The organism is Thauera mechernichensis (assembly GCF_029588855.1).
Lineage (GTDB): Bacteria > Pseudomonadota > Gammaproteobacteria > Burkholderiales > Rhodocyclaceae > Thauera > Thauera mechernichensis.
The window spans coordinates 198,378-212,945 of the sequence record NZ_JARQZE010000003.1 but is presented as its reverse complement, the minus strand read 5'-3'; the positions used below and the strand labels follow the sequence as shown (position 1 = coordinate 212,945).

The window sequence follows — 14,568 nt, the reverse complement described above, 5'->3', positions numbered from 1 at the left end:
TTGGCGCGGCCTGTTGTCGCAAAACGAGGTCCAGCATGCTTCCTGGTGGTGCCACCGAAACACGCGTGCGTGCGGCTTGCCCGCATGACTGTCCCGATACCTGTGCGATGGAGGTCACCGTGTCGGGGGCACGCGCCATCAAGGTGCGTGGTGCTGCCGACATGCCTTTCACCGATGGTGTGCTATGCACGAAGGTGGCGCACTACCTCGAGCGTGTGTACTCCGAGCAACGCTTGCTGCATCCGATGAAGCGGGTCGGGCGCAAGGGGGAGGGGCGTTTCGAGCGCATCTCCTGGGATGAGGCGCTCGACACCATCGCCGCACGCTTTCGCGCCATCGCTGCGGACGATCCACGCTCGATCCTGCCCTACAGCTATGCCGGCACTATGGGCCTGGTACAGGGGGAAAGCCTCGATCGCCGCTTCTTCCATCGCCTTGGCGCGTCGCTGCTCGACCGTACGATCTGCGCCTCCGCGGGGGCATTGGGCTGGAAGGCGACGGTGGGGGCCTCGATCGGGACGGACCCGGAAGCGATCGCCGACGCAAGGCTGATCCTGATCTGGGGCGGCAATCCGGTGGTGTCCAACCTGCATGGCTGGCGCCATATCCAGGAGGCGCGGCGGCGTGGCGCCAAACTGGTGTGCATCGATCCACGGCGCTCGGAGACTGCCGCCAAGTGCGATGTCCATCTCGCACCCTGGCCCGGCACCGATGGTGCGCTCGCGCTGGCGATGATGCAGGTGCTGATCGCGGAGGACCGGCTCGACCACGACTACATCGCCCGTCATACCCTGGGCTTCGATGCGCTTGCCGAGCGCGTGCGTGCATTCACGCCTGAATGGGCGGCACCGCTGACCGGGCTGGACGCCAGCGTGATCCGCGACCTCGCACGCGAGTATGGTTCGACCACACCGAGCCTGATCCGGCTGAACTACGGCCTGAACCGCTGCGCCGGCGGCGGCATGGCGGTGCGCAATATCGCCTGCCTGCCTGCGCTCACAGGGGCCTGGCGTCATGCAGCGGGCGGTGCCCTGCTGTCGACCTCGGGCAACTATCCCGTCGATGGCCATGCGTTGGCGCGCCCCGACCTTTATCCCCATGCCGCTGGGCGACCGCCGCGCACCGTCAATATGGCCTTCATCGGCGAGGCGCTGCTCGAGGCCACCGATCCACCGATCCGGGCGCTGTATGTCTACAACGCCAACCCGGTGGCAGTGGCGCCCGACAGTAACCGGGTGAAGGCCGGCTTCGCGCGCGAGGACCTGTTCTGCGTCGTTCACGAGCTGTTCCAGACCGATACTGCCGACTATGCCGATATCCTGCTGCCGGCGACGAGCCAGCTGGAGCATCGCGATGTCCATACCAGCTACGGCCATCTCAACGTGGTGGCGAACATGCCGGCGATTGCACCTCTGGGCGAGGCCAAGCCCAACACCGAGGTCTTCCGCCTGTTGGCGGCGCGCCTCGGGCTTGCCCATCCAGCTCTGTTCGAGTCCGACGACAGCATCGCCGCCAGGGCTTTCCGGCAAGACGATGAGCGTGCCCGCGGCCTCGCACCCGAACAGCTTGCCGAACACGGCTGGGCGAGACTGAACCTTGCGAGCCCCTTCGTGCCGTTCGCCAATGGCGGCTTTCGTACGCCGTCGGGGCGCTGCGAGTTCCATTCCGGCTTGCTTGCCGGCCTCGGGCTCGACCCCTTGCCGGCCTGGCATCCGCCTGCCGAATCAGTGGTCAGCAATCCCGCGCTGGCGGCGCGCTACCCGCTGGCCCTGATCACGCCACCGGCACGCAACTTTCTCAACAGCAGCTTCGCCAACCTGCCGCGCTTCCGCGACGAGCAGGGCGGTCCCGTCCTCCAGATCCACCCCGATGATGCCGCTGGGCGCGGAATCGGCGACGGTCAGCGCTTACGCATCCATAATGACCGCGGCGAATTCCATGCGCGCGCCGTGGTGACGACCGGGGTCAGGCCGGGGGTCGTGGTCAGTCCCTCGGTGTGGTGGCACAAGCTGTCCGGCGACGGCAACAACGCTAACGCGGTGACGGCGTCCACGGCCACCGACATGGGCGGCGGGCCGATCTTCTACGATTGCCTGGTGGAGGTGTCTTGCGCATGAGGTCACATGAGGACGCGCTCGATGCCGTCGCCGGCTGCCTTGCCGAAGCGCAGCGCGTGCTCTTCATCACCGGTGCCGGGATCTCGGCAGATTCGGGGCTGCCGACCTATCGCGGCATCGGCGGTCTCTACCACGAGCGCCTTACCGAGGATGGCCTGAGCATCGAGCAGGCGCTGTCGGGCCAGATGATGGCTGCCCGACCGGCGCTGACCTGGAAATACCTGGCCGAGATCGAGGCCAGTTGCCGTGGCGCGCGGCCCAACGTCGCCCATGACATCATTGCCGCGCTCGAGCGCGAGCGTGGCGGGGTATGGGTGCTGACCCAGAACGTCGATGGCTTTCATCGCCTGGCGGGTTCGCGCAACCTGATCGAGATCCACGGCAACCTGCACCGCCTGCGCTGCACCGAGTGCCCGCACGCGCGCAGCCTGCCTGATTTCGAGGGCATGCAGATTCCACCCGCCTGCCCGGTTTGTGGCGGCGTGATGCGGCCCGATGTCGTGCTCTTCGGCGAGGCGCTGCCGACAGGCGCGGTGCAGCGGCTTGAGGCCCTGGTGATGCATGGGCTCGATCTGGTGGTGTCGATCGGTACGACCAGCGTCTTCCCCTACATCGCGGGGCCGGTGGTGCACGCCTGGCGCATGGGCGTGCCTACGGTGGAGATCAATCCGGGCGATACCGAGGTCAGCGCCATCGTTACCCATCGCCTGCGCATGCGGGCCGCGGAAGCCCTGCCGGAACTGTGGCGGCGCATGCGCCCGTGCGAGCCCGCCGAGGGCTGAGCCAGGACGCGGAACGGGCCGGGAGGCTCGCGCCCACCCGGCCCGTCCGTTCCTTTCCTGGTTTGTCCTAGAGCAGCACGCGCTCGATCCCGCCGTTGTTGGCCTTGGCGACGTAGTCGGGCAACCAGTTCTCGCCCAGCAAGTGTTTGGCCAACTCCACCACGATGTAGTCGGGTTCGATGCCGCCCGCATCGTTGGCGTAGCGGTGCATGCCCTGCAGGCAGCTCGGGCAGGAGGTCAGCATCTTCACCTTTGCGTTCGGGTCGTCACCACGCAGCTTGGCGGCGCCCTTCTCGATCTCCTCCTGCTTGCGGAAGCGCACCTGGGTCGAGATGTCCGGCCGTGCCACCGCCAGGGTGCCGGACTCACCGCAGCAGCGGTCGGACAGGTCGACACGCGTGCCCATCAGTTCGTTGGCGACCTTGATGCCGGAATGCACCTTCATCGGCGTGTGGCAGGGCTCGTGGTACATGTACTTCACGCCACTCACGCCTTCGAGCCTGACGCCCTTTTCCATCAGGTACTCGTGGATGTCGAGCAGGCGGCAGCCGGGGAAGATCTTCTCGAATTCGTATTTCTGCAGCTGGTCCATGCAGGTGCCGCAGGACACGATCACGGTCTTGATGTCGAGGTAGTTCAGCGTGTTGGCGACGCGGTGGAAGAGCACGCGGTTGTCGGTGGTGATCTTCTGGCCCTTGTCCTCTTCGCCGGCCGCGGTCTGCGGATACCCGCAGCACAGGTAGCCCGGCGGCAGCACGGTGTGCGCGCCGACGTGGTAGAGCATGGCCTGGGTCGCGAGACCCACCTGGCTGAACAGGCGCTCCGAGCCACAGCCCGGGAAGTAGAACACGGCCTCGGAGTCGCCATTGGCCTTCTGCGGGTCGCGGATCACCGGGATGACCTTGTCGTCCTCGATGTCGAGCAGCGCGCGGCTGGTCTTCTTGGGCAGGTTGCCGGGCATCGGCTTGTTGATGAAATGGATCACCTGGGCCTTGATCGGCGCCTTGCCGAGCGTGGCCGGCGGCGTCTTCACCTGCGGCTGGATGAGGCCGAACTTCTTGCCCATCTCATGCGCCCAGCGCTGCGCCTTGTAGCCCCAGTCCATCATGCCGACGCGCATCGCCTTGATGGTCGCCGGATCCTTGATGGTGAGGAAGGCCATCGCCGCGGCCTTGCCCGGGTTGAAGGACTTCTTGCCCTGCTTGCGCAGCAGGTTGCGCATCTTGATCGACACGTCGCCGAAGTCGATGTCCACCGGACAGGGTTTCTCGCACTTGTGGCAGATCGTGCAATGGTCGGCCACGTCCTCGAACTCGGCCCAGTGCGCGAGCGATACGCCACGGCGGGTCTGTTCCTCGTAAAGGAAGGCTTCGATCAGCAGCGAGGTGGACAGGATCTTGTTGCGCGGGGAGTAAAGCAGGTTGGCCCGCGGCACGTGGGTCGAGCACACCGGCTTGCACTTGCCGCAGCGCAGACAGTCCTTGATGTCGTGGGCGATGTCGCCAACGTCGGTCTGCTCCATGATGATGGACTCATGGCCCATCAGGTTGAAGCTGGGGGTGTAGGCGTTGTCGAGGTTGCCCTTGATCGGGCCCTTGCGCATGAGCTTGCCGCGGTTGAATCGACCGTCCGGGTCGACCTTGGCCTTGTAGTCCCAGAAGCTCGCCATCTCCTCGTCGGTGAGGTAGTCGAGCTTGGTGATGCCGATGCCGTGCTCGCCGGAGATCACGCCGTCCAGGCTGCGTGCCAGCGCCATGATGCGGTCGACCGCGCGGTTGGCGGTCTGCAGCATCTCGTAGTGGTCGGAGTTGACCGGCAGGTTGGTATGCACGTTGCCGTCGCCGGCATGCATGTGCAGGGCGACGAAGACGCGACCGCGCAGGATTTCGCGGTGGATCTCGGTGATGCGCGCGAGGATACGGGCGAACAGGGCGCCGTCGAAGATCTGCTCGAGCAGCGGGCGCAGTTCGGTCTTCCACGACACGCGAATCGAGTAGTCCTGGAGGCGGTGGAACAGCACAGGGTTGGCGGCGCGATTCGATAGCTCGGCGGCTTCGATGCCATAGGCCTCGAAGTGGCGCTCGGCCTCGGCCAGCGGCATGTCGAGGTTGTCGAGCAGCCACTGCCAGCGCTGGCGCACCTTGGCGACCTGTTCCAGCGCCTGGGCGCGGTGGTCGGCGATCAGGGTGTCGCTGTCGACCTCCGCGTCCTTCACGTCAAGCGGCAGTTCGCCGCCGAGGAACTCGGTGAGAGCGTCGCAGAGCTGGATCTTGTTCTGCGTCGACAGTTCGATGTTGATGCGCTCGATGCCGTCGCAGTACTCGCCCATGCGCGGCAGCGGGATCACCACGTCTTCGTTGATCTTGAACGCGTTGGTGTGGCGCGAGATGGCCGCGGTACGGCTGCGTTCCAGCCAGAAACGCTTGCGCTGCTCGGGGCTGACGGCGATGAAGCCTTCGGCGCCGCGGCTGTTGGTCATGCGCACGACCTCGGAGGCGGCGCTCATCACCGCGTTCTCGTCGAAGCCGACGATGTCGCCGATCAGCACCATCTTCGGACGGCCATGGCGCTTGGCCTTGGTGGCGTAACCGACGGCCTTGACGTAGCGTTCGTCGAGGTGCTCGAGGCCGGCCAGCAGCACGCCGGCAGCGTTGCCGGCGCCGCCCGGTTTGAAGTAGTCGGTGATTTCGACGATGGCCGGCACCGCCTCGCGCACCTGGCCGAAGAACTCCAGGCACACGGTGCGGGTGACAGGTGGCATCTTGTGCAGTACCCAGCGGGCGGCGACGATCAGACCGTCCGTGCCTTCCTTCTGCACCCCGGGAATGCCGCCCAGGAACTTGTCGGTGACGTCCTTGCCCAGGCCGTCCTTGCGGCAGTGCGCGCCTGGCATCGAAAGCAGCTCTTCGCCCAGCGGCCTGTAGCTGAGACCGTCGAAGCGGCGCAGGCGAAAGCGCGCGGTGTGCTGCTCGTGGATCTTGCCGAAATTGTGATCGAGGCGTTCGACTTCAAGCCAGTTGCCGTCGGGCGTGACCATCTTCCACCACGCCAGGTTGTCGAGCGCAGTGCCCCACAGCACGGCCTTCTTGCCGCCGGCGTTCATGGCGATGTTGCCGCCCACACAGGACGCGCTGGCCGAGGTCGGGTCGACCGCGAACACGCGGCCCGCCAGCCCCGCGGCTTCGGAGACGCGCTCGGTGACCACGCCGGCGCCGGTACGGATGGTGGCGTAGGGCGTGGCCATCGGCTGACCGTCGGCATCGGGAAGGGTCAGCTCCTCGACCGTGCCGATGGAAATCAGCTTCTCGGTGTTGATGACCACCGAGTTGGCGTCGAGCGGCACTGCGCCGCCGGTGTAGCCGGTGCCGCCCCCGCGCGGGATGATGGTCAGGCCCTGGGCGATGCATTCGCGCACCAGCGGCGCCATTTCCTCTTCGGTGTCGGGGTAGAGCACCACAAAGGGGTACTCGACGCGCCAGTCGGTGGCATCGGTGACATGCGAGACACGGGCGTGGCCGTCGAAGCAGATGTTGTCGCGCCGGGTGTGCCTGGACAGCGCCTTGAGCACGGCCTTGCGCCGGCGTGCGGTATCGTCGAACCAGCGCTCGAAGTCGGCCACGGCTTCACGGCCGCGCGCGATCAGCATCGCCACGCGGTCGTTGCCCTGGCGGCGCTTGTCGACCTCGGTCAGGCGATGGTTGAGCGCGCCGATGAGTGCCTCGCGCCGCTCCCGGCTGGTGAGCAGGTCGTCTTCGAGATAGGGGTTGCGACGAACGACCCAGATGTCACCCAGGACCTCGTAGAGCATTCGCGCCGAGCGGCCCGTGACGCGCTCGGCACGCAGTTCGTCGAGCACGGCCCAGGCATCGGTGCCGAGCAGCCGGATGATGATCTCGCGGTCGGAGAACGAGGTGTAGTTATAGGGGATTTCGCGCAGGCGTTGGGTCATGGGGCTACCGGAGGGGCTGCTGCAGGGGGCCTTAGATTCTAGCGAACCGCAGTGCACCATGCAGCAAAAAACAAGACCTTATCGCTGAAGTGGCTTAGCGGCACGCGGGTGGACAAGCCCGTCGCGCCCCGCGGCTCGGGATCGTGGTGGCTGTTTCAAGGCTTGCGCGCAGCACTGAGTGCGATCTCGATGCGCCAGCCCGGATCGACCAGGCCCGCGACCCTGACGCATGCGCGCGAGGGTGCTGAGCCCGCTGGAAGCCAGGCCTCCCACACAGCGTTCATGCCTGCTACGTCCGCAAGGTCGGTGATGTAGATCGTTGCCGTCAGGATGCGCGAGCGGTCGCTGCCATGTGCGCTGAGCTGGCGCTCCAGACTGTCGAGGATCTCCCGGGTCTGCTGTTCGATCGGCCCGGTACTGCTCGGGACCTCGACGAGGTGGATCACGTCGCCGTAGATGACGGCGTCGGCATAGCGGGCGGTGACGCCGTGGCGTTCGATGTCGGACATAGGGCTCCCGGCTGAGTTGGCCAAACTCAAAGTATATGCGAGCCCGGGTGAGGGCGCTCGCTGAGCGCCGATATTGACATAGGCATATGACAAACGCAGAATCATGGCACGCATTTCGCGTACAACTATGGAGCGTTGTCCATGAAGACTCTTCTCTCTGCCGGCCTGGTTGCCCTGGCCCTGACGTCCCTGAGTGTCGGTGAGGCAATGGCCAATCCGCAGCACGAACGCATGAAGCGGTGCAATGCCGAGGCCAAGGAGCAGGCGCTCAAGGGTGATGAGCGCAAGGCCTTCATGAGCACTTGCCTGAAGGGTCGGCACGGTCCGGCCGCTGAGGATGCCGAGTCCGCCGCGGCGCCGGCTGCCAAGCCGGCGCTTGGTGATGAGGCGGCCGTGGAGCGCTCGGGCGCGCCCCTGGCTGCAACGGGTGAGGCGGTGGATGAAAAAGCGCGCACCCAGGCCTGCAATCAGGCCGCAACCGAGCAATCGCTCAAGGGGGCCAAGCGCAAGGCCTTCGTCAGCGAGTGCATGAAGGGGTGAGCGCGGGGCGCCGGCCTTGCGCCGGCGCAGTGCCGCCAGGGCGACGCTTCAGACGATGTCGAAGAAGACGAGGTCACGTTCGACCTCGTTGGCGGAGAAACCGCAGCCGATGCGGCCCTGTCCGTTGAGGACGATGCGGTCCTGCTTGATGCAGCGTTCGGCTTCGTTGTCGAGGGTGATGAAGGTGCCATTCGTGCTCTGGTCGAACAGCACGAACCCCTCTCTTCTGCGCTCGATGCGCGCATGCTGCCTGGAGGCGCGCGGGTCCATTATGGTGATGTCGTTACCGAGTTCGCGCCCGAGCAGCAGCACTGGGCGATGCTCCTCTACGAACAGCACGTCCTGCTGGTGACGCAGGCGCAGGCGCTGGGAGACGCGTGCGGCCGCCGGGATGGAGGTGATCAGCGGGCTGCGCAGGCCGATGCTGAAAACCTGGACGCCGAGCCGTGCAAAGGCGGGCCCGCCAAGTGCGCGCGTGCCGAGCAGCGCACGCGCGGCGCCGCCGAGCAGCATTGTGACGGCGGCAGAGGCGAGGGCTTGCTCGGGTTCGCACAGGTTGCCGATCTGGGTGGCGAGCGTAATGCCTTCGCCTGCCGTGCGCCCGCCGTCAAGGTCCACCACGCCGTAGTGCAGGCCGATCCGCACCGGTTGTCGCGCGCCGCGCAGTGGCGGCAGCCCATGTATGCGCTGCAAGGCGTCGCTGGCCGCCAGTACCGCCGAATCGCAGCGTTCGAAGACCGCGACCGTGGTGTCGGTCTCGGCGACCAGGATCTGCCCACTGTGAGCCGCGAGTGCGCGCTCGATGCGGTTCGCACAGCGTTCGGCCGCGTGCAAGGCCTCCTGCTCGCCCAGTTGGGCTGCCAGTTGCCCATCGCTTGGATGAAGGGCAACGAAGACGCAGAGGTTCTTGCGCTCCGACATCAGTCGTCGGCCCCGGGCATCATCAGGCGGATCGTTGCGCTTGCTGGCTGGGGCAGTTCAAGGGGGTCGAATGCGGTGTCGCCTTCCTCGACCACGGTCTGGCGGGTGAGACCGACGAAGTCGAACAGCCTCGAGTCGGCCAGGTGCGAGGGCACGACGTTCTTGAGTGCGGTCGCCAGCGATTCGATGCGCCCGGGATGCTCGCGTGCCCAGCCCTGCAGCATGGTCTTGATCTGCTTGCGCTGCGCGTTCTCCTGCGAGCCGCACAGGTTGCAGGGGATGATGGGGAAGTCCATTGCGCGCGCGAAGCGGGCGATGTCGGCCTCGGTGCAGTAGGCAAGTGGGCGGATCACGACATGGTTGCCGTCGTCGCTGACCAGCTTGGGTGGCATGGCCTTGATCTTGCCGCCGAAGAACATGTTGAGGAACAGGGTCTCGAGCATGTCATCGCGGTGGTGGCCAAGTGCGATGCGGGTCGCGCCGATCTCTTTCGCCGTGCGGTAGATGATGCCGCGGCGCAGGCGCGAGCACAGCGAACAGGTGGTCTTGCCTTCGGGGATCTTGTCCTTGACGATCGAATAGGTGTCCTCGGTGACGATGCGGTACTCGACGCCGATCGACTCGAAGTACTGCGGCAGGACGTGGTCCGGGAAGCCGGGCTGCTTCTGGTCGAGGTTCATCGCCACGATGCGGAAATCCACCGGGGCGCGCTCGCGCAGCGCGAGCAGGCATGACAGCAGGGTGTAGGAGTCCTTGCCGCCGGAAACGCACACCATCACGGTGTCACCGTTGCCGATCATGTTGTAGTCGCCAATGGCCTCGCCCACACCGCGCTCGAGCTTCTTCTTGAGACGCAGGAAGGTATTGGAGTGGCGGGTGTCTGTCTCGCCGGTGCTGGCAGGGCGGGATTCGACGGGGGCAAGGGCAGCGGTCACGGCAGAAGCTCGATCAAGGTTCAGGATCGCGAAATTATACCCTTGTCAAGAAGTTCTGCCTCAAAGATGTGCACTCCGCCCGCCGTCAACGGCGATGATCTGTCCGGTGATGTAGGGCGCATCGAAAAGCAGGAAGCGCACCGTGCGGGCGATGTCCGCGGCGCTGCCTACGCGCTTGAGCAGGGTGTGATCGATGATCTGCTGGCGTTCCGCAGGCGAGAACTGTTCGTCCTCCGGCCAGTCGATGGGCCCCGGCGAGACGCCGTTGACGCGCACCTGCGGTGCGAGCTCGATCGCCAGCGCGCGCGTCAGCGCGGCCAGCCCGGCCTTGGCCGCGCAGTACAGCGGGTAACGCTGCAATGGACGCTCTGCATGAATGTCCACGATGTTGACGATCGCGCCCGATGTCGCTCGCAACGCTGGAGCGAGCGCCTGGGACAGGAATAGCGGGCCCATCAGGTTCGAACCCATCAGTTCGTCCCATGCCGCGCGGTCGATGCTGCCAAGCGGTGTTGGGAAAAAGCTCGAAGCGTTGTTGACCAGGCCGTCCACCCTCGTGCCGCGTGCAAGCACTTGCGCGGCGATGTCCTCGGCGGCGCCGAAACGGGCAAGGTCGCCGCCGACAGTGAATGCGGAGTCGGGGCGCGCAGCGTTGAGCGCAGCCGCGAGGGTTTCTGCAGCGTCCGCGCTGTGGCGGTAGTGCAGCGCCACGTTCGCGCCTGCAGCGTGCAACTGGCGGGCGATCTCGGCGCCGACGCGGCGTGCAGCGCCAGTGACGAGGATGAGGGGTGTCTCTGCGGCGTGGTGGGGGGCGTGTTGTGGTGGGGTCATCGCTCGGTCAACTGGGTTGTGCGGGCAGCGCTTACAATCGCGAACTTTAGTCGCACCGGATCAAGCCTGTCATGTCATCCCTGCCCGAACCGTCCGCCGAGGCGCGTGCCCAGAGTGCGCGCCTGCTCGAACTGATTGCCGCCGAGATCGGCTGCAGCGGGGGCTGGGTGCCCTTTTCGCGCTACATGGAACTGGCCTTGTATGCGCCGGGCCAGGGTTATTACAGCGGCGGCGCGAGAAAGTTCGGGCCCGGGGGCGATTTCATCACCGCTCCCGAGCTGACCCCGCTGTTTGGCCAGGCGCTCGCGACCCAGGTCGAGCAGGGCATGCGTGCGAGCGCGATGGCGCTGATCGAGGTCGGAGCGGGCACAGGCTTGCTCGCCGCGGACATGCTGCTCGAGCTCGAGCGCCGCGCTTGCCTGCCCGACACCTACGAGATCCTCGAGCTGTCGGGTGAGCTGCGTGAACGCCAGTTCGATACCCTGGCCACGCGGGTGCCCCACCTGGCCGGCCGCGTGCGCTGGCTGGACGCGCTGCCCGACCGCTTTGCAGGCGTGGTCGTGGCCAACGAGGTGCTCGATGTGATGCCGGTGCATCTGGTCGTCTCGCGCGCGCAAGGCCTGTTCGAGCGTGGCGTGGCGCTCGCCGCCGACGTCCCGGGCGCGAGCAGGCTGTGCTGGGCGGACCGCCCCGCCCGTGGCGCCGTGCTCGCAGGTGCGCAGGCGCTGGACCTGCCGGTGCCGGAGCAGGGCGAGTACGTGACCGAACTCAACCTGGCCGGCAACGCATGGGTGGCGGCCTGGGCCGAGCGCATCGAGCGTGGCCTGATGCTGCTGATCGATTACGGCTATCCGCGCGCCGAGTACTATCTGCCCTCGCGCTCGGGCGGCACGCTGCTGTGCTATTACCGCCACCACGCCCACGGCGACCCCTTCCTGTGGCCCGGGCTCAATGACATCACCGCCTTCGTCGACTTCACCGCAGTCGCCGAGGCAGCGTATGGGGCCGGCCTGGATGTGCTCGGCTATGCCAATCAGGCGCAGTTCCTGTTCAACTGCGGTGTGCTCGATTGCCTCGAGCGACGCGGTGCGCGCGAGAGCGCGGACTACATCCGCGCCGCACGTGCCGCGCAGCGGCTGACGGCGCCGCATGAGATGGGCGAGCTGTTCAAGGTGCTCGCGCTCGGGCGCGGCGTCGAGCCGCCACTGCAGGGGTTTGTCCGCGGCGATCGCCTGCACACGCTGTGAGTGTGCGCAGGCGTTAAAGGCTGCGCTCGATCAACCAGGCTTCGACGCGGCGCGCGACCTGCTCCCAATCCTGCTCCAGCATCATGCCGTGGCCCATGTCGGGGAAGATCTCTGCCTGGCGGCCGTAGGTGGATGCCGTCATGTGCACCTGGTCGGGTGGGATGAGTGCATCGTGGCGGGCGCCCAGGATGAGCATCGGCGGCTGGTGCATGCGCGCGGGTTGGGGCAGGTTGAACAGCGACATGTCCCAGATCGCGCGGTGGGACTCTGGCTGGCTGAGCGTGTAGTAGCGGCGCAGGTCGGCCGCATCCACCGGCTGGTGGAAGAGGGCTTCGCGCAGGCTGTCGATGTTGACGTCGTTGCCGGTCATGATGGCGTTGAGGTCGGAGAGCAGCGTCGGACGCTTGAGCATGAGGCCGAAGGCCGAGCCCATCAGGCCCTGGGGCGGAACAGAGGCCATCAGTACGGTCGCGGGCGCGTCGTATTGCTCCAGGTACTTCTGCACCACCATGCCGCCCATCGAGTGGCCGATCAGCACGGGTGCAGCGGGCAGGCGGGCGACGACCTCGGCGACGTCGCGCACGTAGTCGTCGATCGAGTACGAGTCGAGCAGCGCGCGCTTGCGGCTTGCCCCGTGTCCGGACAGCGACAGCGCATAGGCGGCCCAGCCGCGTTCTGCGAACCAGGGCAGGAAGTGCTCTTCCCAGCACCAGGCCGATATGTAGGCGCCGTGAATGAAGAGCAGCGGCGTGTCATGCGTGGGGCGCGCGGGTGCGTGGCACAGCACCTCGAGTTCGCCGAAGCGGGTGGCGTTCATGCGGAATCCTTGCTGTCGAGGGCCTTCACGGCCGCCACGCGGGCGGCGTGCAGGGCTTGCGGGATCGATGCCTTGTCCCGGCAGTTGCGGGCGATTGTACCCGCGTCGATGCTGCGGACCGCGTGAAGCACTGCCTCCCAGCGCAACAAGGGCGGCCAGTCGGCAGGGGCTGTGATGGTGCCGGCGCCGGCACCGCGTCCGCTATGGTCGCAGGCTGCGCCCTGGAGCATGAGCAGGAAGCGTTCCGGCCTGCGCAGCGCGTCGCAGCGCTCGATCAGCTTGACCATGGTGTCTGCGCGCAGCACTGCGGCCTGGCCAAGGATGCCGTGCTCGCGGGCGAGCATCTCGGCAAGGTCGCGGCAGTCCGCCGGTGCCTTCAGGCGTTCTGAGACTTCGCGCGCACGGCGGGTGCTCGCTGCCTCGTGGCCGTAGTGATGCGGCAGGACGTGCGCGGGTGTGTCGCCCTTGCCCAGGTCATGAAGCAGACAGGCCCAGCGCACGGCGAGTGGCTGGCCGCTGGTGGCGGCCTGGTCGATCACCATCAGCACGTGTTCGCCGGTGTCGATCTCGGGGTGGTACTTCGCTGGCTGCGGAATGCCGAACAAACGGTCGAGTTCGGGGAGGAGGCGGGCGAGCGCGCCGCTCTCGCGCAGTACGCGGATCATGCGCGAGGGGCGCTGTTCCATCAGACCGCGGGCAAGTTCCTGCCACACGCGCTCGCTCACGAGGTGGTCGACTTCACCTGCTGCCACCATCTGCCGCATCAGTGCCAGCGTCTCGGGAGCGACGCTGAAGTCGGTGAAGCGGGCCGCAAAGCGTGCGACGCGCAGGATGCGCACCGGGTCTTCGGCGAAGGCCGGAGAGACATGGCGGAAGACGCGGGCCTCGAGGTCGGCGACGCCGCCGCAGGGGTCGATCAGCCGACCGTCGTGGTCGCGCGCGATGGCGTTGATGGTGAGGTCGCGACGCAGCAGGTCCTGTTCGAGGGTGACATCGGGTGCGGCGTGGCAGACGAAGCCGGCGTAGCCGTGGCCTGACTTGCGTTCGGTGCGCGCGAGCGCGTATTCCTCCTGGGTCTGCGGGTGCAGGAAAACCGGGAAGTCGCGTCCCACAGGCCTGAAGCCCTCGGCCAGCATCGCCTCTGGCGTGCTGCCTACGACGACCCAGTCGCGATCCTTGACCGGCAGCCCGAGCAGGGCGTCACGTACCGCCCCGCCAACGACATAGGCCTGCATCAACCGTACAGATCCTCTTCGGGAATGGACTCGGTCTCCGCACGTGCGGCGGCGGCCCAGTCCTGCATGTGGGGATTGGCGAGCAGGGTGGCGAGGTAGGCGCCGGCATCGCCTTCAGGCTTGACGCCGTAGGTCTGGAAGCGGAAGGCGACGGGGGCGTAGGCGGCGTCGGCGAGGCTGAAGCGGCCAAACAGATAGGGGCCGTCATGGCCGAAGCGGCTGCGGCAATCGGTCCAGATGGCGACGATGCGGGCGATGTCGGCATCGACCTCGGGGCTGTGGCCGAAGCCGGTGTAATCCTTGCGGACGTTCATTGGCATGCGGCTGCGCAGGTTCTGAAAGCCGGCGTGCATCTCGGCCGTCACTGCACGGGCGATCGCGCGTGCGGTGGGGTCGGTGGGAAGCAGGGCTGGCTGCTTCTCGGCGAGGTACTCGCCGATTGCCAGCGAGTCCCACACCGCGAAGCCATGGTCGTTCAGGCAGGGCACCTTACCCGAGGGCGAATGCGACAGGATGCGCTCGCGGCTGCCGGGGATGAACAGCGGGATGCGGATTTCCTCGAAGGTGAAGCCGCCCTCGCGCGCCGCCAGCCAGGCGCGCAGGGACCAGGACGAATAGTTCTTGTTGCCGATGATGAGCTTCATCGCGGACTCCGGGTCACGGTGGTGGAAAATGGCAGCAGCGG

General features: G+C 66.7%; 12 protein-coding genes. 4 read left to right on the top strand and 8 right to left on the bottom strand.

Going from position 1 to position 14,568, the window contains the following annotated elements:
- Positions 1–35 precede the first annotated feature (35 nt).
- Positions 36–2,117, top strand: coding sequence for a molybdopterin-containing oxidoreductase family protein (locus P7F68_RS05975; RefSeq protein ID WP_277831491.1), 2,082 nt, complete (start codon positions 36–38; stop codon positions 2,115–2,117).
- Positions 2,114–2,899, top strand: a complete 786-nt coding sequence (locus P7F68_RS05970; RefSeq protein ID WP_002939857.1) for an NAD-dependent deacylase — start codon at positions 2,114–2,116, stop codon at positions 2,897–2,899. Before P7F68_RS05975 ends, P7F68_RS05970 begins: the two co-directional genes overlap by 4 nt.
- A gap of 67 nt (positions 2,900–2,966) precedes the next feature.
- Here P7F68_RS05970 and P7F68_RS05965 read toward each other — a convergent pair whose 3' ends face one another.
- Both P7F68_RS05965 and P7F68_RS05960 read right to left on the bottom strand, forming a co-directional pair.
- Complete coding sequence (locus P7F68_RS05965; RefSeq protein ID WP_002931515.1) at positions 2,967–6,848, bottom strand: DUF3683 domain-containing protein; 3,882 nt, start codon at positions 6,846–6,848, stop codon at positions 2,967–2,969.
- Positions 6,849–7,003: 155 nt separating this feature from the next.
- Positions 7,004–7,357: a RidA family protein gene (locus tag P7F68_RS05960; RefSeq protein ID WP_002931516.1), complete on the bottom strand. Its 354-nt coding sequence runs from the start codon at positions 7,355–7,357 to the stop codon at positions 7,004–7,006.
- Positions 7,358–7,498: 141 nt separating this feature from the next.
- Here P7F68_RS05960 and P7F68_RS05955 point away from each other — a divergent pair, with 141 nt between their 5' ends.
- Positions 7,499–7,897: a PsiF family protein gene (locus tag P7F68_RS05955; RefSeq protein ID WP_002931518.1), complete on the top strand. Its 399-nt coding sequence runs from the start codon at positions 7,499–7,501 to the stop codon at positions 7,895–7,897.
- Between the two features lie 48 nt (positions 7,898–7,945).
- On the opposite strand, the gene P7F68_RS05950 is transcribed toward P7F68_RS05955, so the two are convergent.
- From P7F68_RS05950 to P7F68_RS05940, 3 genes are read right to left on the bottom strand one after another with little or no spacing between them, the layout of a single operon-like run.
- Positions 7,946–8,818, bottom strand: coding sequence for an FHA domain-containing protein (locus P7F68_RS05950; protein ID WP_002939853.1), 873 nt, complete (start codon positions 8,816–8,818; stop codon positions 7,946–7,948).
- Complete coding sequence (gene ttcA / locus P7F68_RS05945) at positions 8,818–9,753, bottom strand: tRNA 2-thiocytidine(32) synthetase TtcA (protein WP_002939848.1); 936 nt, start codon at positions 9,751–9,753, stop codon at positions 8,818–8,820. Before ttcA ends, P7F68_RS05950 begins: the two co-directional genes overlap by 1 nt.
- A 60-nt stretch (positions 9,754–9,813) precedes the next feature.
- Positions 9,814–10,584, bottom strand: a complete 771-nt coding sequence (locus P7F68_RS05940; protein ID WP_277831484.1) for a pteridine reductase — start codon at positions 10,582–10,584, stop codon at positions 9,814–9,816.
- A 71-nt stretch (positions 10,585–10,655) separates the two neighbouring features.
- Between P7F68_RS05940 and P7F68_RS05935 the strand changes: the two genes are divergently transcribed.
- Positions 10,656–11,831, top strand: a complete 1,176-nt coding sequence (locus P7F68_RS05935; RefSeq protein WP_277831482.1) for a class I SAM-dependent methyltransferase — start codon at positions 10,656–10,658, stop codon at positions 11,829–11,831.
- A gap of 13 nt (positions 11,832–11,844) precedes the next feature.
- Here P7F68_RS05935 and P7F68_RS05930 read toward each other — a convergent pair whose 3' ends face one another.
- Genes P7F68_RS05930 through P7F68_RS05920 form a run of 3 tightly spaced genes read right to left on the bottom strand, consistent with a single transcriptional unit; the run spans position 11,845 to position 14,527 of the window.
- A complete protein-coding gene (locus P7F68_RS05930) occupies positions 11,845–12,648 on the bottom strand; it encodes an alpha/beta hydrolase (protein WP_002931523.1) in 804 nt (267 codons plus the stop codon).
- A complete protein-coding gene (locus P7F68_RS05925) occupies positions 12,645–13,883 on the bottom strand; it encodes a multifunctional CCA addition/repair protein (RefSeq protein ID WP_002931524.1) in 1,239 nt (412 codons plus the stop codon). The genes P7F68_RS05930 and P7F68_RS05925 overlap by 4 nt, the downstream gene beginning before the upstream one ends.
- A complete protein-coding gene (locus P7F68_RS05920) occupies positions 13,883–14,527 on the bottom strand; it encodes a glutathione S-transferase family protein (RefSeq protein ID WP_002939834.1) in 645 nt (214 codons plus the stop codon). The genes P7F68_RS05925 and P7F68_RS05920 overlap by 1 nt, the downstream gene beginning before the upstream one ends.
- Positions 14,528–14,568: the final 41 nt, after the last annotated feature.